We start from the raw sequence: 20,002 nt of genomic DNA on the forward strand, positions 1-20,002 counted from the left end.
ACAATAACTAGTCTAAGTTTTGTCCATTAGTTTCAATAACTTGTTTGTACCAATTAAACGATTTTTTTTCATAACGGTTTTTAGTACCATTTCCTTCATCGTCTAAATCAACGTAAATAAACCCATACCGTTTACTCATTTCACCTGTGGAAGCACTGACTAAATCAATACAGCCCCACGGCGTATAGCCCATTAAATCGACGCCGTCTGCAACTGCTTCTGCCATTGCTTCAATATGACGACGTAAATAATCAATCCGATAGTCGTCTGCCACATAGAAATTTTCGTCTACTTTATCAATTGCACCTAAGCCGTTTTCCACAATAAATAAAGGTTTTTGATAACGATTATATAATTCATTTAGGGCAATTCGTAACCCTTCGGGATCAATTTGCCAACCCCATTCACTTGCTTCTAAGAAGGGATTTTTAACGCCGCCTAAAAGATTCCCATTTGCTGTATCGTTGGTAGTACCAGTAACATCGACAGCAGTCGACATATAATAACTAAAGCCAATGTAATCCACTGGGTATTCTTTTAATAATTCTAAATCTCCTTCTTCAATAACTAAGTCTTTCACAGCATATTTTTGATACATGCGTTCTGCGTATGCTGGATATTCACCACGAACTTGAACATCTGTACAATAATAATTAAACTCTTGGTTTTCAATCATTGTAGCAACTTGATTGACTGGATTCGAATCAATGCCATACGTTGTTGCATAAATAATCATACATCCAATTTGTAATTCTGGATTTAATTCATGGCCAATTTTTACAGCTTTACTACTTGCAACAAATTGATTATGCCATGCTTGGAAAATGTTTTGATAATCATTGGCTCCATTGCTTTTCACCAATCCTTGACTAAGTGCTGGGAAATGGAAAGCTGAATTAATTTCATTGAATGTCATCCAATAGTTAACTTTTTGGTGGTAACGTGTTAAAACAGTTTCCGCAAAACGTTCATAAAAGTCAACTAATTGACGATTTTTCCACCCGCCGTATTCTTTCGCTAAATGCAGTGGCATTTCATAATGAGAAATCGTAATTACTGGTTCAATGTTATAGCTTAAACATTCATCGATAACCGCATCATAAAATTTCAAGCCGGCTTCATTCGGTTGTGTTTCATCTCCTTGTGGAAAAATACGCGACCACGCAATTGAAAATCGATAACATTTGAAGCCCATTTTAGCAAACAACGCAATGTCCTCTTTAAAGCGATCATAGTGATCAATTCCTGTATGATTAGGGTAGCGATATTTCGTTTCGTCAATCGTCCAATCAAACGCTTCATCTCCTAAAATAGCGAAACGTTGTTTTCCTCCCGGCATCGCATCTGCCACAGATAACCCTTTACCATCGGCTAAGTAAGCCCCTTCTAATTGATTGGCTGCGGTCGCACCGCCCCATAAAAATCCTTTTGGAAATTTTGTCGTTGTTGTCATGCTTGTTCCTCCTCCAATTGTCTTTTATTTAATAATGGCTAAAAAGTCTTCACCATGTAACACGTCTGTTTGGTTCATATCCAAAACATCTAAATAATCACTCGTATTCGTTACCACAATCGGTGTAACTACTGGATAACCAGCTTCTTTAATGGCAGCAATATCAAAAGTAACCAGCAAATCTCCTTTTTTAACAGAATCACCTTGTTTCACTGATAATTCAAATCCTTTACCATCTAATTCGACTGTATCCATGCCAATATGCATTAATAATTCAACGCCCTCTGTTGTCGTCAAGCCAACAGCATGTCCTGTCGGAAATAATGTGGTGATTTCACCATCTGCGGGTGCATACAGTTTGCCTTCAGTCGGCTCAATTGCAACACCTTTTCCTAAAGCACCTGAAGCAAAAACAGGGTCTTGTACTTTTTCTAGCGGTAAAATTTCACCTTGAAGTGGACTTGCTAAAATAATTTTGTCTTCTTGATTCGTTTTTACAGGTGCCACCATCTTATCAGTTGCTGTTTTTTCAGTTGCTGTTTCTGGATTAGGTTGATCTTCAAAACGTAAGACAAACGTTAAGACAAACGCAATGATAAAGGCAATTCCGGCACCAATTGCACCAGTAATCATCGGTGCAGTATCTTTTGTCTCTGCAGGAATAAAGCCAGGCAAGCTCAACATACTAACCAAGCCAAACGTAAAGTTTTTCACGTGATTCATAGCCACAAATGCACCACCGATACCGCCACCAATACAAGCTGCAATAAATGGTTTTTTCAATGGTAAAGTCACGCCATATACAGTTGGTTCAGTAATTCCAAAAATAGTTGTAATGCTTGAAGACAAAGCCAAACCTTTTAGTTTCACATTTTTTGTTAGGAAAAAGACAGCTAAAGCAGCCCCGCCTTGTGCAATAACGGCTGGTAATAACATTGGTACCATCGTATCGCCACCTTGTGTTAAGTTTAACATCATAATTGGTACAAAGCCCCAATGCATACCAAACATTACCAAGACTTGCCACAACGAACCCATTAATAACCCTGCGATAATTGGACTAAAAGCGTAAATTGCGTTGTATCCTTGTCCCAACCAATCGCCGATGACCGTCCCGATAGGACCAATAGCTAAGAAGGTAACAGGTGCCATAATAAGGAAAACAGCTAACGGAACGCAGATAATTTGTAGAAAACTCGGAATTACTTTTTTGAAGAAACGTTCTACATAACTTTGTGCAAAAACAGCCAAAATAATTGGTAAAACCGAAGAAGTATAGCCACTTGGCCCAATAATCACTGGAAGACCAGCAAAGCTAATTGTTTTGCCTGCTAAAGCAGTAATGCTGGGATGAACTAAGGCCATCGCCAAAGCAACCGCTAAAAAGGGATTAGTATTGAATTTTTTAGCAGCCGTAAACGCTAACATAATTGGTAAGAAAGTAAATAAACCATCTGCAATCGAAAAGAGAACAAGATATACGCCTGAAGTGTCAGCTAACCAGCCCATAGTTACAGCCAATGTTAAGAAGCCTTTTAGAACCCCAGCGCCGGCCATTGCACCTAAAAACGGTGTAAAAATAGAAGAAATAATATCAATTAAACGGTTAAAGATATTTCCGCCACTTTCTTTTTCTCTATTATCAGAATCATTACCTAGTCCACTGTTGGCCATCAAATCCTTATAGACATCACTAACGTGACTGCCAATAACCACTTGATATTGTCCTGCACTTTGAACTACCTGAATAACATCTGGGTCAGCATTCAATGCAGCAGTATCTGCTTTATTTTCATCTTTTAATTTAAAACGTAAGCGTGTAGCACAGTGAACAACACTATTAACGTTGCCTTCGCCCCCAACAGCTTTTAACACACGTGCTGCAATTTCTTGATTTTTACTCATCTCTAGATCCTCATTTCCATTAATTTTTAATATCAAAAAAACCTACATTGAAAAAGAGCCAGATCCTTCTCTTCACAGCTGCGCAGTCTGCGAAAATCGTTATCGGTTTTTTCAATCTAGGTTTTGCCTGCATTATCAGTAACAATCCGCGATTATTGGTTGTTATGCTTTTTTATCATTGACCACTCTTTGGATATGAATGGTTAAATAAATCATTTCCGCTTGATCAATTGGTCGATCATAGCTTTTTAATAAATACTCATTAATACGTTGGACCGCTTGAAACGCCTTAGGATACTTTCCTTGGACCAAAGCAAAAAGAAATTCGTCCTCCTCATCATGCGCTTCTTGTTTTAAATAACGTTGCGCAAAATATTGAAGATGTGTAACAATTCGTTGATAGTTCAATGAATCTTCATCAAACACCTGTCCAAAGTAGCGACTAATAATCGTTAAAATATCACGAACCATCTTGGTTGCTTCCATGGTAACTTCCATATTGCCATTTCCTTGTTCAGCATTCACAATATGAAAAGCAATGAAGCCCGCTTCATTTTCTGAAAATTGAACCCCTAGCTTTTCAGCAATAATCGCTAATGCTTGCTTTGCGATTTCAAATTCTTTAGGATAAAATTTGCGTGTTTCGAATACAAGAGGATTCGGAATATCAATTCCTTCTTTGGCTCGAAGTAACGCATAGTGAATATGATCCGTTAAAGTTAAATAAATATTTGATGAAAGCTCAATCGCTAGCGTTGTTTCTGCTAAATCAACGATTTGTTTGACGACTTCTACTTCTTTGGTGGGGACGTCTTCAAACAGCTGCTGGAATTGCCCTGCCATAGCGGAGTCCTTTAACACGAATTCCTTTTCAACATAATCTGGATTGATCGTGTCTCCAATCTTCTTTTGAAAGGCTAAGCCGCGTCCCATATAAACAATTTCTTCGCCTTGCTCATTTCTTGAAAGCACGACATTATTATTTAAAACTTTTTCAATCCTCATGATGAATGCAACCTCACTTTTTTATAAAAAAAGCCCAGAATCCCTCCACTGATTGTGTTAATGGAAGACTCTGGTTTTGCCTGCAAAGCAGTAACAATCCTTATTTACAAAGTAATAATAGCATGCTTTTTTTTAATATGCAAGCCTTTCCAAAAAAATATTTTTATTTATTTTTTACTCTGTTGATCCATTTTAAAAAAAAGTTTACTAAAAGTAAAAAAAAGACTTGCTTTCTCTTACTTTTTATTAGTAAAATAGAGATGTTGAATTTTTAAACTATTTATTTTAAGGAGATTACACAATGTCAAAATTATTAGTTGTTAAAGCACATCCATTAACAAAAGAAGAATCACGCTCAGTTCGTGCGTTAGAAACATTTTTAGCTTCATACCGTGAAACAAATCCATCAGACGAAATCGAAATTTTAGATGTTTATGCACCAGAAACAAACATGCCGGAAATCGATGAAGAATTATTATCTGCTTGGGGTGCACTTCGCGCTGGCGCAGCATTTGAAACATTAAGCGAAAACCAACAACAAAAAGTGGCTCGTTTTAATGAATTAACTGATCAATTTTTATCTGCAGACAAAGTAGTAATTGCTAATCCAATGTGGAACTTAAACGTACCGACACGCTTAAAAGCTTGGGTAGATACAATCAACGTTGCTGGAAAAACATTCCAATATACTGCAGAAGGACCAAAACCTCTAACAAGTGGTAAAAAAGCCTTACACATCCAATCAAATGGCGGCTTCTACGAAGGAAAAGATTTTGCTTCTCAATACATTAAAGCGATTCTAAACTTTATTGGCGTTGATCAAGTTGACGGATTATTCATCGAAGGAATCGATCATTTCCCTGATCGCGCGGAAGAACTTTTAAATACTGCCATGACCAAAGCAACTGAATACGGTAAAACATTCTAAATTTTCCGAGTGATTTACATCAAAAAGAGACAAGCAGTTCGTTCACTGCTTGTCTCTTTTGTTACGTAGATTCTTGTTGATCTGGCTTATCTTCATCATACAAACCGGAAACGATTTGATACCACTCAAAAATGTGTGTAATTATCACCTTAGCTGCGGCATAAACAGGAATTCCTAAAATCACCCCAACAATCCCAAATAGTTTACCAGACGTTAATAAAACAACCAAAATGGTGACTGGATGAATGGATAACTGACTGCCTAGGACAAGTGGTGAAATAAACCGACCTTCGACCGTTTGCTCAATGGCAAAAACAATCAAGACTTTAATTAACAAAGCTGGCCCACTGACAATTCCTAAAAAGACTGCTGGAATCATGGCTAAAAATGACCCTAAATAAGGGATTAAATTTAAAAAGCCTGCTGCAATACCTAAAGTGACTGCATAATCTAAGCCAATGACAGAAAAACCAATCATAAACATAATTGCCACTGCGAAAGCGACAGTTAACTGTCCTCTAATATAAGAAGAGACTTGATCATTGACTTCTGCAAGAACTTTTAAGGTTGGTTTACGCATCTTCACTGGTAAAAACTTCATTAAATATGGCGCTAAGTTTTTGCCATCTTTCAGTAAATAAAATAGAATAAACGGCATCGTAATGATGGCGACAAAGATCGTAGCCACCGCCCCAAAGAAATTACCAATTCCTTGTACTGTGAACGTTGAGACGTTTTTAATGATGGTACCTAACGAACTGACAACTTTATCGCCTGCCGCTTCAAGTTGTTCTCTAAATTGCGCGAAAAGTGGATCACTTAATATTTCCTGCGATTTTTGATCAATTGTATCAATATATTGAGGAAAATGATTCACAAAGCTGACAGATTGCTCACGAATTTTAGGAACGATTACAATACCACCCCAAATGAGTAGTGCCACAATTAAAATAAATAGGCCGATAATACTCCAGACACGTGAGATTTGTTTTTTCTCTAAATAATCGACAATTGGATTTAATAAATAATATAAAATCCCCGCCATAATTACTGGTAAGCCGACAACGCCGAAAAACTGCCAGACGGGCTTAAATAAATAAGAAACTTTCGTAAAAGTTAGAATAATTAACAGCACCAATAAGACAATCAGTAAGGCTGTTACTACTTGATTATTTAAAAACCAACGCCAAAACCAAGACAGGCGTTTATCAGTCGTTTGTTTTTTATCCATTGATTCACGCTCCATTTACTAAATAATCAATTGTTGTTCCAATGGTTATCTTTGGTAACTGATGAGGCGTTAAATAAACACCATTTCGGATAACATCATCCTCATCGGTTGGTGCATCAGCAAAGATTAAAGTGCTGTGAGCGATACTTTGCAAGTTACTATTGGCAAAAGAACCCACTTTTGTGATTGTATAGTTTGTATCGCCAATTTTCAGATGATCTCCTTCTGCCAAGGTAACTTGGTCTTTTTCTGGGAATGATTGAATAACTGCATGTTGCTTCAAGGTATCGGTAGCAGTTTCTCCAAAAAGAATAATCATTTTTTCTGAATCATCGATTGCATGTTTGCCTATTTCTGTTACGGTTGCTTGCATCTTCCATCCCACTCCTTCATTATCTTACTTCTATTATTATAGCATAGAATAAAATAGATATTCAGGAAAAAGAAAAGGCGGTGAACAATCGTCAATTGACTTTTGTTCACCGCCTTAAAATAAGTTTTTATTTAAAGAAGTTCATAATATGAGTCCAAATTTTTTCATCAAAGACATCCATTGGATTCCCATTTCCAATCAAACCATAACCAATCATTGTTCCCACAACAAATAAGATAATGACTAACGAAATGACCACTAGAATTTTCAATAATGTTACTAAAATATAACGAAATGAACTCATACGTTTGACTCCTTTAGATTACTGTCGTTGCTTGTTTTTCTTCAATTTTTTCATCATTGACACGTTCAACGTTCGCGCCTAATTTTTGAAGTTTTTTATGGAACTCATAATAGCCACGATCTAAATATTTCAAATTAGAGACACGTGTAATGCCATTTGCACGTAACCCTACTAAAATCAATGCGGCAGCTGCCCGTAAATCAGTGGCTTCCACTGCTGCTCCTTGTAACTCGTTGCCACCATTAATAACGGCAATGTTGCCGTCAATTTTTAAGTCAGCGTTCATTCGACGCATTTCCTCTAAGTGTTGGTAACGATTTTCAAAGACTGTTTCTGTCACGATGCTTGTTCCTTCAGCAAACATTTGGATCGCTGTCATTTGTGCTTGCATGTCTGTTGGGAAACCAGGATGCGGCATTGTCTTAACATCTGTTGGTTTTAGATGTTTTGGTCCAATTACACGGATGCCATTTTCTTCTTCTTCAATGATTGCACCCATTTCAGTTAATTTAGAAATTAGCGGACGATTATGTTCAGAAATTGCTTCTTCAATTAAAACATTGCCCTCAGTCATTGCTGCAGCTACCATGAACGTACCTGCTTCAATTCGATCTTGAACGATTGAATGCTCTACGGCATGTAATTTATCGACGCCTTCGATACGCATCGTTTCTGTTCCAGCACCGATAACATTGGCACCCATTTTGTTTAAAATGTTTGCTAAGTCAACGATTTCAGGTTCACGAGCAACGTTTTCAATGATGGTTGTTCCTTTCGCACGAACAGCAGCCATCATAATGTTTTGCGTAGCGCCGACACTTGGGAAGTCTAAGTAAATAGTGTTACCGATTAGTTCATCCGCAATTGCTTCAATATAACCATTTTTTTGGATGATTTTTGCACCTAATGCTTGGAAGCCTTTTAAGTGTAAATCAATTGGTCGTTTCCCAATGGCACAGCCACCTGGCATTGCCACTTTGGCATGACCATTACGAGCCAATAAAGGTCCCATTACAACGATAGAAGCACGCATTTTACTAACGTACTCATAGTTTGCTTCGATCCCTAAAGGTTGTGTTGCGTCTATTGTTACTTCATTCGCGTCTTCATCAAAATCAATGGCTACATTCAAATGCTTAATTACTTGATTCATTGTAAATACATCAGATAAAATTGGTACATTTTTTAAAGTAGTAACGCCTTCTTCAGCTAAAAGAGTAGCTGCTAAAATTGGTAAAACAGCGTTTTTGGCGCCTTCAATTTTTACAGTTCCTTCTAATTTTGTATTACCACCATGAACAATAATTTGTTCCATTTTGTTCCCCCCAAAAAAATGAGAATAGGTATTCCTATTCAAAATCTTTACTATTATACCATTATTCAACTAAAAATTGTACCTTTTTTTATTTTTCAATTTTTAAGGAAAATACACAATGAAAAGATTTCGACAAAGCGCAATCAATTCTAAAGCAAACGAGCTAACTGTGTATCCGATAGCGATGGCGAAAAATACCATCAACATTCTGATTTGCGGTGTAAATTGGGTTTTGAAAAATTGCTCAATACGCAATGATTGCAACGCCCAAAAACTTATGTAAATGAACATAAGATGACTAACGATTCGAACAATAGCATCTACTCCATAGTATTGCATAAGGAGCCTCCTTTTTTCTAACGTAGGAACATTTTATCACAAAATAATAAAAACCGATAATTAATCCACTTGAAATGCCAAAATTTGACACTATTTATTAAAAAATACGAAGAAATAGAGTTTAAGGCACCTGACTCAATAGCAAGCGCCTTAAACTCTACAAAAGTGACTGAATCCTTCAGCCTTTTTTACCCATGTTTCGATACGTTGATCCGGTTGATTGCACGATGCAAAGCAACAGTCGCACGACGTAGTTGATCGCGGTCGTCTTTTGCTTTGGCTTCTTCAATTAAACGTTCTGCTCGTTGTTTTGCTCGTTCAGCACGAGGTACATCGATATCTCGTTCACGTTCAGCACTATCGGCAATAATAGAAACGACATTATCACGGACTTCCATGATACCACCATTTACAGCTACCCAGTCAACATGTGTATCTGAATCGGTCCGTTTGATGCGGACTTCATCAATCGCTAGCGGAACGATGATTGGCGCATGTTTTGGTAAAATACCAATCTCACCATCTGTTGTTTTCGCCACAACGATTTTTGCATGGTGGTCATAAACTAGACCATTCGGCGTTACTACATTCACAGTAAGACTATCCATTGTGTTTGCCGCCTTTCTAGTAGTTTAATTGTTTCGCTTTTTCGATGGCATCTTCAATTTTACCGACACTACGGAAGGCTTCTTCTGGCAGATTGTCATGTTTACCTTCAAGAATTTCTTTAAAGCCACGAACTGTTTCCGCAACTGGTACATAAGAACCAGGTTGACCTGTAAATTGTTCAGCAACGTTAAAGTTTTGAGATAAGAAGAATTGAACACGGCGTGCGCGACCAACAAGTACTTTTTCGTCATCTGATAATTCGTCCATCCCTAAAATAGCGATGATATCTTGTAATTCACGGTAACGTTGTAAAATATGTTGCACTTCGGTAGCCACTTCGTAGTGTTCTTCTCCAACAATTTCAGGAGCCAAGGCACTAGAAGATGAAGCTAACGGATCTACCGCTGGATAAATCCCTTGTTCGGTTAATTTACGTTCCAAGTTAGTTGTTGCATCCAAATGGGCAAACGCTGTTGCTGGCGCTGGATCGGTATAGTCATCGGCTGGAACATAGATTGCTTGAATAGAGGTAATTGATCCTTTTTTCGTTGAAGTAATCCGTTCTTGTAATTGTCCCATTTCAGTCGCTAAAGTTGGTTGGTAACCTACGGCTGACGGCATCCGACCTAAAAGGGCAGAAACTTCTGAACCGGCTTGGGTGAAACGGAAAATGTTATCAATAAATAATAGCACGTCTTGTCCTTCCACATCACGGAAATATTCAGCAATCGTTAACCCAGTTAAGGCCACACGCATCCGTGCACCTGGTGGTTCGTTCATTTGACCAAAAACCATGGCTGTTTTTTCAATAACGCCTGAATCTTTCATTTCATAGTACAGGTCGTTCCCTTCACGTGTCCGTTCACCAACACCAGTAAAGACGGAAATCCCTCCATGTTCTTGGGCAATATTATGAATTAATTCTTGAATTAAGACGGTTTTACCAACACCGGCACCACCGAAAAGTCCGACTTTACCACCTTTTAGATAAGGCGCTAATAAGTCAATAACTTTAATCCCTGTTTCTAAAATTTCATTACTGGTACTTAATTCATCAAATGCTGGCGCTTTTTTATGAATCCCACTACGTTCAGCATCTGCAGGGAATGGCGCTTCTAAGTCAATTGTGTCTCCTAAAACGTTAAACACACGACCCAATGTATCTTTACCAACAGGAACTGAAATTGATTTTCCTGTATCGATAACTTCCATTCCACGTTGTAAACCATCTGTCGATTCCATGGCGATAGAACGAATCACTCCATCACCTAGTTCTAAAGCGACTTCAAGTACTACTTTTTGTTTTGCTTCGCCATTTTTATAAACGACTAAAGCGTTGTTAATATCGGGTAAGGATTGATCTAATGAAAATTCCACGTCAACAACGGGACCGATTACTTGAACAATCTTTCCTGAACTCATAATTTCTTTCCTCCAGTCTTCATAAAGTCACACGCTTTGAACGTTTTTATAAACGTTCAAACGTAAGACTAGATTATTCTAGTGCAGCTGCACCAGCAACAATTTCTGTAATTTCTTGGGTAATCGCCCCTTGACGAGCACGGTTATAAGAAATTGTTAAATCGCTAATAATATTTTGCGCATTGTCAGTGGCTGTTTTCATGGCGGTCATCCCAGCAGCATGTTCTGCTGTTTTCGCATCAATGATCGCCCCATAAATTAAGCTTTCTGCATATTGTGGTAATAATTGATCCAAGATTGCTTCAGGTGAAGGCTCTAAAAGATATTCTTGTTCGTAAGAGGTCGCCTCTGATGGATCTAAATCAGTAATTGGCAACATTTTTTCCACACGAAACTGACTCGTTAGTGAGTTAACGTGGTGATTATAACAAACATACAATTCATCAAACACTTCGTTTTGGTACATAGTCGTTGCCGTTGTCACAATCTTACGGACTTCTTCAAACGTTGGTTGATCCGTTAAGCCTCTTAGCTCATAGGAAACATCGATTCCGCGTGCTTTAAAGAAATCCGCCCCTGTACCACCAATGGCGATTAAGGCATATTCTTTATTAGAATCATGGTCTTCTTGAATCATACTCATGGTTTGTTTTAAGATTGAGCTATTGTAGCCACCAACTAACCCTTTGTCAGAAGTGATAACGATATAGCCTGTTTTTTTGACAGGTCGTTGTGCTAACATCACATGATAGTTCCCTTCACTAAGAGAAGATTGTTCTGTTTCACGTAATTCACTTAACTGAGCAGCTACTAAATGCGTAACGACACTACGAATTTTTGAAGAATATTCTTGAAAGCTTTTAGAGGCGCCTTCTGACTTGGTCAATTTGGCTGCAGAAACCATTTGCATCGCTTTGGTAATTTGGCTTGTCTTTTTTGTTGATGCAATGCGTTGTTTGATTTCGTTTAATGAAGCACCCAATGTCGCTCACCTCTCTTATGCGTTATCGATTTTTTCTAAAGCTTCTTTGGCTGAATCTCCGCTATTGTTTGCCGCTGCAAACATTTCAGAAAACTCTGTAATCGCTGCATCTAATGCATCAGTATCTGGTAAGTCTTTCGTTGTACGAATAGTTTCCAATAAGTCTGCATGTTTGCCATCAAAATAATCGAATAAATCTTGTTCAAAGTGTAAAATTTTATCCACGCTCACGCTATCTAAAAAGCCGTGTGTTAACGCATATAAAATTAAGACTTGTTTTTCTACAGGCAGTGGCGCATGTAGTTTTTGTTTTAAAATTTCTACCGTACGACGACCACGGTTTAATTTAGCTTGTGTTGCCGCATCTAAATCAGAGCCAAATTGTGTAAAGGCTTCTAACTCACGGTAACTAGCTAAGTCTAAACGAAGCGTTCCGGCAACTTTTTTCATTGCTTTGATTTGCGCTGATCCTCCGACACGAGAAACAGATAACCCAGCATCAACGGCTGGACGAGTGCCTGCATAGAACAAGTCGCTTTCTAAGAAAATTTGTCCATCAGTGATTGAAATAACGTTTGTTGGAATATAAGCAGAAATATCGCCTGCTTGTGTTTCAACGAATGGTAAGGCTGTCATTGAGCCGCCACCTAATTCATCACTTAATTTAGCTGCACGTTCTAATAAACGTGAGTGTAAATAGAAGACATCCCCTGGATAAGCTTCACGACCTGGTGGACGGCGTAATAGTAGAGAAAGTTCACGATAAGCCACGGCTTGTTTTGATAAGTCATCAAAAATAATTAAGACATGTTTGCCGTTATACATGAATTCTTCACCCATTGCAGTTCCTGCATACGGTGCAATGTAAAGTAATGGTGCTGGTTGTGAAGCCCCTGCAGTCACAACGATTGTATAATCTAAGGCACCAAATTTACGAAGTGTTTCTACTTGGTTACGAACAGTAGATTCTTTTTGACCAATCGCTACATAAATACAAATTACATCTTGTCCTTTTTGGTTAATAATTGTATCAATTGCAATCGATGTTTTCCCTGTTTTACGGTCTCCAATAACCAATTCCCGTTGTCCACGACCAATTGGTACTAGGGCATCAATGGCTTTTAAGCCAGTTTGCATTGGTTCAGCAACAGATTGACGTTGCATAACACCGGGAGCTGTTGCTTCCACAGGACGTGTTTTGTCTGTTTTAATTTCGCCTAAACCATCTAATGGTTGACCTAATGGATTAACAACACGGCCAATCAAAGCTTCCCCAACGGGTACTTCCATGATTTTGCCTGTGCGTTGTACTTTATCTCCTTCACGAATGGTTTCAAAATCGCCAAGGATAATAATCCCTACATCATTTGTTTCTAAGTTTTGTGCCATTCCGTATGAACCGTTTGAAAACTCAACAAGTTCTCCACTCATGGCATTTTCTAAACCGTGGGCGCGGGCAATTCCGTCACCGACGTAAGTGACTGTTCCAACTTCTTCAACAGCAAGCTGTTGTTGATAGTTTTCGATTTGTTCTTTAATCAAGGCACTGATTTCTTCTGCTTTGATAGCCATTCAATTCACCTCTTTGTAGTCCTAAAGATTATTTTAATAACTTCTGCTGCATATGTTCTAATTGTTTGCGGATGCTGCCATCGATTACTTGATGGTTTGCTTCAATAACCACTCCGCCGACAATTGACGGGTCAATTAAATTGACTAAATGCGCTTGTTCATACCCTAATAACTGGGCAGCTTTTTCTTCCATTGCTTGATGTTGTTCTTTTGATAAAGGAATGGCTGTTGTCACTGAACCCAAAATTAGTCCTTGGTGCTCATCATAACGTCGTTCATATTCATCAATCATCAAGAGCAGATCATACATGCGACGATATTCGTAAACCACTCGCAAAAAGTTTTGCATCATTTCACTAAAACTTGTTACTAGTTTTTCCATGATGCTGTCTTTTTCATAAGGTTCTAATCGATCATCACTTAAAATATCGCCAATACCAGGTACTTGGTGATAGACTTCGCGAAGCGTCAATAATTCTTGATAAATTGCTTCAGCTTGGTTCTTTTCAACTGCCAACTCAAACAAAGCCTTGCCGTAGCGTTTACCAACTGTATATTTATCTAGTTTCATTTGCTTTACCTAAACTTTCAATATAAGAATCAATCAATGCTTCATGTGCATCTGGTGTTAATTCTTTATTTAAAATTTTGGCTGCAATTTGAAGAGAAAGATCTGCCACTTCATTTTTTACTGAAGACAATGCTTCTTCACGTTCTTGAGAAATATCTGTCCGAGCTTTTTCGCGTAAGCGAGTAACTTCCGCAGTTGTTTCTTTTAATGTTTTTTGGCGAGTCTGTTCTCCACTTTCTTTCGCGTTTTTAATAATTTCAGCTGCTTCTGATCTGGAAGAAAGTAATTGTTGTTGACGTTCTTTTTCCATTTTCGCTGCTGCTACGCGAGATTGTTCTGCAGAGTCTAAATCGTTGGCAATTTTTTCTTCACGTTGTGTCAAAATATCTACGATTGCTCCCCATGCATATTTCTTTAATAAGAGCATCAAGATTAAAAATGCACCACTGACAACAATCATCGTGCCTAGTGTGGTACTAGGAGCCGTTTCACCGACTACCAATGTAGTAAGTAGCATGAAGTCTCAACTTCCTTTCCTGCAAAAATCGATTTAGCTTCTTCAACTGCTTTATCACCAGCTATTGAAAAGGCTAAAGATAGAAGAAAGCAGTGACGGTCCCGATAATAATCAGCGTCCTGCCTCCATTTTATTGCTTATCTGAATAAAAGTAATAAAGAAACAACGACACCTAAAATTGGCACAGCTTCGATTAAAGCGACCCCGATAAACATTGTTGTTCTTAATTGACCAGACATTTCTGGTTGACGAGTCATTGACTCGATTGTTTTTGAAATAACTTGTCCGTTACCGATAGCGGCTCCGATAGCTGAACCGAAAATTGCAATTGCTGCTGCGATAAAATTTAATCCTTCCATTGTGTAAAATCCTCCTAAAAGATAATTTTTGTCCTTCGTATTTCTTGATTATTCTTCTGTTTCAATTTTGTGTGACATATAAACCATTGAAAGTGTCACAAAGATAAACGCTTGGATACATCCAATAAAGATTGAGAATGCTACCCAAATCATTTCTAGCGGAATTGCTAGTGGGATAACCCATAATCCGACGCTTGCTACGGTTCCAGCAATTAAGCCCAATAGAACTTCGCCGGCAAAAATGTTTCCGTACAAACGCAAGCCTAATGTTAATAGATTCGTGAATTCTTCCATTAATTTTACCGGTAGTAAGAAACCAACGGGTCTTAAATAACTATTAACTAGATAGCCTTTAAAACCAAAGCGTTTCATACCAAAGAAGTGTGTTAAGACAATCATCATCATCGCTAACGTTAAGGTTACGATTGGATCGGCGGTTGGACTTTTCCAAACGCTGAGATCGTCGCCCACAACGATTTTTGTAACGAGACCCAAGATGTTTGAAACAAGTACAAACATGAAGAGGGTAAACGCCATTAAATGAAAATTGCTCACTTCTTTACGAGGTAAATTGTCTGTAATGATTCCACGAATAAAATCCACTAACCATTCGATGACCGTTTGTTTGCCTTTAGGTCGTAGCTTCATATTTCTCGTACAAGCATAGACAAAGGCGAAAACAATGATACACGTCAACAGCACCATCAAAACAATGGTTCCATCAAACCAAATTGGTCCGATATTGAAGAGTAATTTCTTCTCTTCCAAATCAATTCACCTCTTTTCCAACAATCTTTCAGAAGTTTCATCCTACTCCTGAGTGATAATCCCTGGCAAAGCTATCGTACCACCACTTGTTGATAATTTACAAATAGTTTACTTTTAAAATTTCATGTGTTGAAAATTGGTTGGAAAACCTTTTCCATAAACCAATCTAATGCAGGGTGGTACTGCTTTCCGAAGCGATTAAAAAATGAATCATTTACATTCATTTACTCAACACTTACCAGATTTTACACCTAATCCGAAGAAAGGCAAGCAAATATGCGAAAAAGAATAAATTTACATTTTTAACGTCGGTTATTTTTTAATGTTCGGCTGATTTGTCGGTCAACTTCCTTACGTTTCAAGTCTTCACGCTTGTCGTACTGCTTTTTCCCTTTAGCTAAACCAATCAAAACTTTGGCATAGCCGTCTTTAATATAGACCTTCAAAGGTACTAATGTGATACCTGTATTTTTGGTTTCGCCGATTAACTTATTAATTTGTTTTTTGTGTAATAATAATTTTCTGGTACGTAATGGGTCATGATTAAAAATATTGCCCTGTTCATATGGACTAATATGAACATTATACAAAAAGGCTTCTCCGTTTCGAATTCGTGCAAAACCATCTTTTAAATTGATACGACCATTTCGAATAGATTTGATTTCTGTTCCTTGTAAAACAAGCCCAGCTTCAACCGTATCGATAATTGAATAATCATGTCTAGCTTTGCGGTTTTGTGCGATTAATTTTCCTTCCCCTTTTGGCATAAGCGACCTCCTCTACTTCTTCTTTTTCCCTTTTTTATTTTTTTGTTTCATTGCTTCTTTATAAAAAGGTTGTTTTTTGCCTTTGCCTTTTTTCTTATTTTTCTTTTTCTTACCATCAAATGATTCATCTTTTTTATTTCTTCGTTGATTATTTGAACGAGTTGAAGAATTGGCTTTACCTTTTTTACGTCCTTTTGGTCCTTCGACTGGCGCGACTTCCTCAGCTGAAATCAATTCAAAATCAACTTCTCTTGTTTCTGGATCAGCTTTTTCAACACGGATTTGAACTTTCTGACCAATTTTCAAAGTCATTCCCGTCCGTTCACCAACTAACGCCATATGATTTTCAATAAAGTGGAAATAATCTTGTTTTAAGTTGTTCACGTGAATTAAGCCTTCTATTGTATTAGGCAGTTCCACAAAGATACCAAATTTTGTGACTGAGCTGATAATCCCGTCATACGTTTCTCCCACTTTATCTACCATAAATTCGGCTTTCTTCATGGCGTCCACTTCACGCTCTGCATCAACTGCGCGACGTTCCATACTTGAACTATGATTGGCAATTTCTGGTAATGCTTCGTTCCATTTTTCTTGATTTTTTTCAGATTGATCTTGGCTATAGCTGCGAATCAAACGATGCACAATTAAATCTGGATAACGACGTATTGGTGAAGTGAAATGCGTATAATATTCAGCAGCCAACCCATAGTGTCCGTAGTTGTCTTCTGAGTATTTCGCTTGTTGCATACTTCTTAGCAACATCGTATTGATAACCACTTCTTCCGGCTTATTTTCAACTTGCTCTAAAACTTTTTGTAAATCTTTCGGTGAAATGTTTTCTTTTGTTCCTTTAACAAGAATGCCAAGTACTGCAGCAAAGTCAAAGAAACGTTGCATTTTTTCTTCTTTTGGTTGTTCATGAATCCGATAAATGAATGGCAGTTTTAAGTCATGATAATGACGTGCCACAGTTTCATTTGCTGCCAACATAAAGGATTCAATTAATCGTTCACCCACGCCACGCGTGCGTAAAAGAATATCTTGGGGATGACCATTTTCATCAACTAGGACTTTGGCTTCACGATCTTCAAAAGAAATCGCACCACGGCGCATACGCATCTCTTCTAATATATGGTGCAGCTCACCCATCTCTTTAAACATGGGAACTAGCTCTTTGTAGCGTTCTAACGTTTCAGGTTTTTGCTCTTCTAAAATTTCATTGACTGCTGTATAGGTCATTCGCTCCGTTGTTTGGATTACACTTTGGAAAATTTCATGCGAAATAACCTCTCCTTCTGGTGTAATTTCCATCTCACAACTCATGGTTAAACGTGGAACATGTGGGTTTAGCGAACAAATCCCATTTGATAATCGCTGCGGAATCATTGGCACAACACGGTCTGTCAAATAGACACTTGTGCCACGTTCATACGCTTCCATATCCAATTGGCTTCCTTCAGTTACATAATAAGAAACATCTGCAATATGCACCCCTAAAAAGAAATTGCCATTTGCTAACTTTTGTACCGTTACTGCATCATCTAAATCTTTCGCATCTTCTCCATCAATCGTCACAATCAACTGATCACGTAAATCCCGACGACCGACTAAATCGCTTTCTGCAATAGTTTCTGGTACTTGGTCCGCTTCAGCCAAAACTTCGTCAGGAAATGCTGTGGGAATTCCATGAGCCACCACGATTGATAAAATATCCATTCCTGGATCATTTTTATGACCAATCACTTGTTTGACTAGTCCTTCCATACTCGTTGGATATTCTTGATCTGGATAATAGGTAATTTCAGCAATGACAATGCTACCATCTACTGGCTTAATCCCTTCAGGTGCAATTGATACAGTATACTGATTCAATTTCTTATCTTTGGGAATCATGTAGCCATACAGTCCCATTTCTGCCATTTCTTCTTCACTATATGCCACAAATTCTCCGACAACTTGGCTCACTGCTCGCTCTTTAATTTCTTTGACTTTACCTTCTGCGCCGCGATCTGAAAAAGGATCCGCATGTTGGATCACGTCAATTAAAACCGTATCTCCATCCATTGCAAAGTTCGTTGCCTCTTTCGGAATATAAACATCTGGTTCTTCAGGATCGATGGTTACAAAACCAAAGCCTCGTTCATTCGCACGAAACGTTCCTTCTATTAATAAGTCTTTCATTGGTAACAGGACTTTGCCTTTTTTGTTGAAACTAACTGACTTTTCTCGTTCCATTTGTGCAATGGTTTGCACTAAAATTTTAAAATCTGAACTTTTTTCTAAATTCAAGCCCTGTGCAATTTCTTCCATTGAAAAGCTTTTCTTTTTTTGGCTTTCCATGAAATGTAAAATTTGCTCTTTAATTGTTTGTTTTGTCATTATTTCTCCTCATTCCAAGGTAGTGTTGCTAAAAATTGCACCACATCTTGCTCTAATTGTTTGTGTTCTCCACTCACCGTAATGACATGTCCGCTGTTTGGGTACCATTGTAAGGTCACACGTGCTTGTGTTAGTGCTTGGGCCGTTTGATAGACGCCCATTGGCTCAATCATTTCATCTTTGCCAGCTTGCGCTAAGAAAAGAGGTGCGTGGATTTTGTTTAGTTTGTCAGCCGTCTGACTAGCAATCGTTTCAATCGCTCCTAATTGTTGTTTGACTCGTTGCTCAATCGATTGCAACCGGCTTTGTTGTTCCTCTGCAGGAACTTCTGCGATTTTCATCACGTTTTTTGCGTATAATACAAAATTTTCTGGGACTTTATTTGCGACAGGGTAGATCGGTGAACAGAAAAATCCACCACCAATTAATCCTGTTAATTGTTCCGTTAATGCATGCATACTGAAAATCCCGCCCATTGATAAACCAAAAATGGCAATTTCTTGATAGCCTCTTTCTCTCAAAAAAGCGACTGCTTCTTGTGTATCTTGCCACCATTGTTCCGTTGTTTGATCTAAAATATCTTCAGGAACTAGCGTGCCATGTCCTGAAAAATTAGGCGAATAGACAGTATAATTTTCTTTTTCTAAACGTCTGCTTAACATCCGTACATCATTACTGCTGCCAGAATAAGCGTGTAATAAAAGGACCGCCCGTTTTCCTTTTTCTGAAAATAACGGCTTCGGTAAATTGATTTTTTTTGCCACTTCGCTCACCTCAGCTTCATTCTATCATATTCTCAAAAGAAAACCTTCCGAAATGATAAGTTTCAAAGACTTTTTCAGAAAGAAAAAGAACAGAAAAATAAGTGTCCGCACTCATCTCTCTGTTCTAAACTTGTCATTTTAAAAGATTACGTACTTATTTTGAAGATAAGAACGCCAAAACAAATAATAAAATCATCCAAATTGCGCCAAGAACTGCTGTTGAGCGTTGCATAACAGCTTCAAAACCGCGCGCTTTTTGCTTCCCAAATAATTTATCTGCACCGCCAGTGAAGGCACTTGCTGCACTGTTTTGTTTGCTTGGTTGCATCATAACAGTAATGACGATTAAAACAGATAAAATGATGACCAACGTTAAGATTAGATTATACATGCGTTAATTCTCCTTTTTATACAAATATGCGAAATTCATCTACTT

21 protein-coding genes are annotated in these 20,002 nt (G+C 38.0%); 1 reads left to right on the plus strand and 20 read right to left on the minus strand.

From position 1 onward, the window contains the following. Nucleotides 1-7: 7 nt before the first annotated feature. The 3 genes from IGK72_RS10355 to licT form a co-directional block, all read right to left on the minus strand. Entirely contained in the window at nt 8-1,453 is a 1,446-nt protein-coding gene (locus tag IGK72_RS10355; protein WP_002362575.1) for a glycoside hydrolase family 1 protein, read from the minus strand. A 24-nt stretch (nt 1,454-1,477) separates the two neighbouring features. Then, nucleotides 1,478-3,358 (minus strand): beta-glucoside-specific PTS transporter subunit IIABC, encoded by a 1,881-nt coding sequence (locus IGK72_RS10360; RefSeq protein ID WP_023894741.1) that lies wholly within the window; start codon nt 3,356-3,358, stop codon nt 1,478-1,480. Between the two features lie 162 nt (nt 3,359-3,520). Further along, nucleotides 3,521-4,363, minus strand: coding sequence for a BglG family transcription antiterminator LicT (licT, locus tag IGK72_RS10365; RefSeq protein WP_002359608.1), 843 nt, complete (start codon nt 4,361-4,363; stop codon nt 3,521-3,523). A 301-nt stretch (nt 4,364-4,664) separates the two neighbouring features. On the opposite strand from licT, the gene IGK72_RS10370 reads away from it, so the two are divergent. Further along, nucleotides 4,665-5,291: an FMN-dependent NADH-azoreductase gene (locus tag IGK72_RS10370; RefSeq protein WP_002367152.1), complete on the plus strand. Its 627-nt coding sequence runs from the start codon at nt 4,665-4,667 to the stop codon at nt 5,289-5,291. 61 nt (nt 5,292-5,352) lie between these two features. Here the strand turns inward: IGK72_RS10370 and IGK72_RS10375 are convergent, their stop codons facing one another. The 17 genes from IGK72_RS10375 to secG form a co-directional block, all read right to left on the minus strand. After that, the gene (locus IGK72_RS10375) at nt 5,353-6,522 is read right to left on the minus strand and encodes an AI-2E family transporter (protein ID WP_002381494.1); all 1,170 of its coding nucleotides are present in this window, start codon (nt 6,520-6,522) and stop codon (nt 5,353-5,355) included. A gap of 4 nt (nt 6,523-6,526) precedes the next feature. Further along, a complete protein-coding gene (locus IGK72_RS10380) occupies nt 6,527-6,895 on the minus strand; it encodes a PTS glucitol/sorbitol transporter subunit IIA (RefSeq protein WP_002356567.1) in 369 nt (122 codons plus the stop codon). 127 nt (nt 6,896-7,022) lie between these two features. Next, nucleotides 7,023-7,199 (minus strand): DNA-directed RNA polymerase subunit beta, encoded by a 177-nt coding sequence (locus IGK72_RS10385; protein WP_002356564.1) that lies wholly within the window; start codon nt 7,197-7,199, stop codon nt 7,023-7,025. Between the two features lie 13 nt (nt 7,200-7,212). Then, nucleotides 7,213-8,514: a UDP-N-acetylglucosamine 1-carboxyvinyltransferase gene (gene murA / locus IGK72_RS10390; protein WP_002356562.1), complete on the minus strand. Its 1,302-nt coding sequence runs from the start codon at nt 8,512-8,514 to the stop codon at nt 7,213-7,215. Between the two features lie 102 nt (nt 8,515-8,616). Next, a complete protein-coding gene (locus IGK72_RS10395) occupies nt 8,617-8,853 on the minus strand; it encodes a DUF1146 family protein (protein ID WP_002356560.1) in 237 nt (78 codons plus the stop codon). 188 nt (nt 8,854-9,041) lie between these two features. Next, nucleotides 9,042-9,461 carry a F0F1 ATP synthase subunit epsilon gene (locus IGK72_RS10400; RefSeq protein WP_002356559.1) on the minus strand — a complete coding sequence of 140 codons (420 nt, stop codon included), beginning with the start codon at nt 9,459-9,461 and terminating at the stop codon, nt 9,042-9,044. A 16-nt stretch (nt 9,462-9,477) separates the two neighbouring features. Continuing rightward, nucleotides 9,478-10,884, minus strand: a complete 1,407-nt coding sequence (gene atpD / locus IGK72_RS10405) for a F0F1 ATP synthase subunit beta (RefSeq protein WP_002356558.1) — start codon at nt 10,882-10,884, stop codon at nt 9,478-9,480. 73 nt (nt 10,885-10,957) lie between these two features. Further along, complete coding sequence (locus IGK72_RS10410) at nt 10,958-11,866, minus strand: F0F1 ATP synthase subunit gamma (RefSeq protein WP_002359606.1); 909 nt, start codon at nt 11,864-11,866, stop codon at nt 10,958-10,960. 15 nt (nt 11,867-11,881) lie between these two features. Continuing rightward, entirely contained in the window at nt 11,882-13,438 is a 1,557-nt protein-coding gene (gene atpA / locus IGK72_RS10415; RefSeq protein ID WP_002356555.1) for a F0F1 ATP synthase subunit alpha, read from the minus strand. A gap of 28 nt (nt 13,439-13,466) precedes the next feature. Next, a complete protein-coding gene (gene atpH, locus IGK72_RS10420; protein WP_002397092.1) occupies nt 13,467-14,009 on the minus strand; it encodes an ATP synthase F1 subunit delta in 543 nt (180 codons plus the stop codon). After that, nucleotides 13,996-14,526 carry a F0F1 ATP synthase subunit B gene (gene atpF, locus IGK72_RS10425; RefSeq protein WP_002365031.1) on the minus strand — a complete coding sequence of 177 codons (531 nt, stop codon included), beginning with the start codon at nt 14,524-14,526 and terminating at the stop codon, nt 13,996-13,998. Before atpF ends, atpH begins: the two co-directional genes overlap by 14 nt. 137 nt (nt 14,527-14,663) lie before the next feature. Then, complete coding sequence (gene atpE / locus IGK72_RS10430; RefSeq protein ID WP_002356552.1) at nt 14,664-14,885, minus strand: ATP synthase F0 subunit C; 222 nt, start codon at nt 14,883-14,885, stop codon at nt 14,664-14,666. A gap of 48 nt (nt 14,886-14,933) precedes the next feature. Then, entirely contained in the window at nt 14,934-15,653 is a 720-nt protein-coding gene (gene atpB / locus IGK72_RS10435; RefSeq protein WP_002356551.1) for a F0F1 ATP synthase subunit A, read from the minus strand. 302 nt (nt 15,654-15,955) lie between these two features. Further along, nucleotides 15,956-16,420 carry an SsrA-binding protein SmpB gene (smpB, locus tag IGK72_RS10440; protein ID WP_002356550.1) on the minus strand — a complete coding sequence of 155 codons (465 nt, stop codon included), beginning with the start codon at nt 16,418-16,420 and terminating at the stop codon, nt 15,956-15,958. Between the two features lie 12 nt (nt 16,421-16,432). Then, nucleotides 16,433-18,802 (minus strand): ribonuclease R, encoded by a 2,370-nt coding sequence (gene rnr, locus IGK72_RS10445; RefSeq protein ID WP_002356549.1) that lies wholly within the window; start codon nt 18,800-18,802, stop codon nt 16,433-16,435. Next, nucleotides 18,802-19,575, minus strand: a complete 774-nt coding sequence (locus tag IGK72_RS10450; RefSeq protein ID WP_016626166.1) for an alpha/beta hydrolase — start codon at nt 19,573-19,575, stop codon at nt 18,802-18,804. Before IGK72_RS10450 ends, rnr begins: the two co-directional genes overlap by 1 nt. Before the next feature lie 145 nt (nt 19,576-19,720). Continuing rightward, nucleotides 19,721-19,957, minus strand: coding sequence for a preprotein translocase subunit SecG (gene secG / locus IGK72_RS10455; protein ID WP_002356546.1), 237 nt, complete (start codon nt 19,955-19,957; stop codon nt 19,721-19,723). Between the last annotated feature and the right edge of the window lie 45 nt (nt 19,958-20,002).

The sequence above is a fragment of the Enterococcus sp. DIV0183 genome, assembly GCF_050541505.1.
In the GTDB taxonomy this organism is placed as follows: domain Bacteria; phylum Bacillota; class Bacilli; order Lactobacillales; family Enterococcaceae; genus Enterococcus; species Enterococcus faecalis.

Bases quoted from the DNA above. Each gene is read 5' to 3' on its own strand.
- IGK72_RS10355 (WP_002362575.1), bottom strand. From the start codon at position 1,453: ATGACAACAACGACAAAATTTCCAAAAGGATTTTTATGGGGCGGTGCG.
- IGK72_RS10360 (WP_023894741.1), bottom strand. From the start codon at position 3,358: ATGAGTAAAAATCAAGAAATTGCAGCACGTGTGTTAAAAGCTGTTGGG.
- licT (WP_002359608.1), bottom strand. From the start codon at position 4,363: ATGAGGATTGAAAAAGTTTTAAATAATAATGTCGTGCTTTCAAGAAAT.
- IGK72_RS10370 (WP_002367152.1), top strand. From the start codon at position 4,665: ATGTCAAAATTATTAGTTGTTAAAGCACATCCATTAACAAAAGAAGAA.
- IGK72_RS10375 (WP_002381494.1), bottom strand. From the start codon at position 6,522: ATGGATAAAAAACAAACGACTGATAAACGCCTGTCTTGGTTTTGGCGT.
- IGK72_RS10380 (WP_002356567.1), bottom strand. From the start codon at position 6,895: ATGCAAGCAACCGTAACAGAAATAGGCAAACATGCAATCGATGATTCA.
- IGK72_RS10385 (WP_002356564.1), bottom strand. From the start codon at position 7,199: ATGAGTTCATTTCGTTATATTTTAGTAACATTATTGAAAATTCTAGTG.
- murA (WP_002356562.1), bottom strand. From the start codon at position 8,514: ATGGAACAAATTATTGTTCATGGTGGTAATACAAAATTAGAAGGAACT.
- IGK72_RS10395 (WP_002356560.1), bottom strand. From the start codon at position 8,853: ATGCAATACTATGGAGTAGATGCTATTGTTCGAATCGTTAGTCATCTT.
- IGK72_RS10400 (WP_002356559.1), bottom strand. From the start codon at position 9,461: ATGGATAGTCTTACTGTGAATGTAGTAACGCCGAATGGTCTAGTTTAT.
- atpD (WP_002356558.1), bottom strand. From the start codon at position 10,884: ATGAGTTCAGGAAAGATTGTTCAAGTAATCGGTCCCGTTGTTGACGTG.
- atpA (WP_002356555.1), bottom strand. From the start codon at position 13,438: ATGGCTATCAAAGCAGAAGAAATCAGTGCCTTGATTAAAGAACAAATC.
- atpH (WP_002397092.1), bottom strand. From the start codon at position 14,009: ATGAAACTAGATAAATATACAGTTGGTAAACGCTACGGCAAGGCTTTG.
- atpF (WP_002365031.1), bottom strand. From the start codon at position 14,526: ATGCTACTTACTACATTGGTAGTCGGTGAAACGGCTCCTAGTACCACA.
- atpE (WP_002356552.1), bottom strand. From the start codon at position 14,885: ATGGAAGGATTAAATTTTATCGCAGCAGCAATTGCAATTTTCGGTTCA.
- smpB (WP_002356550.1), bottom strand. From the start codon at position 16,420: ATGCCAAAAGGGGAAGGAAAATTAATCGCACAAAACCGCAAAGCTAGA.
- rnr (WP_002356549.1), bottom strand. From the start codon at position 18,802: ATGACAAAACAAACAATTAAAGAGCAAATTTTACATTTCATGGAAAGC.
- secG (WP_002356546.1), bottom strand. From the start codon at position 19,957: ATGTATAATCTAATCTTAACGTTGGTCATCATTTTATCTGTTTTAATC.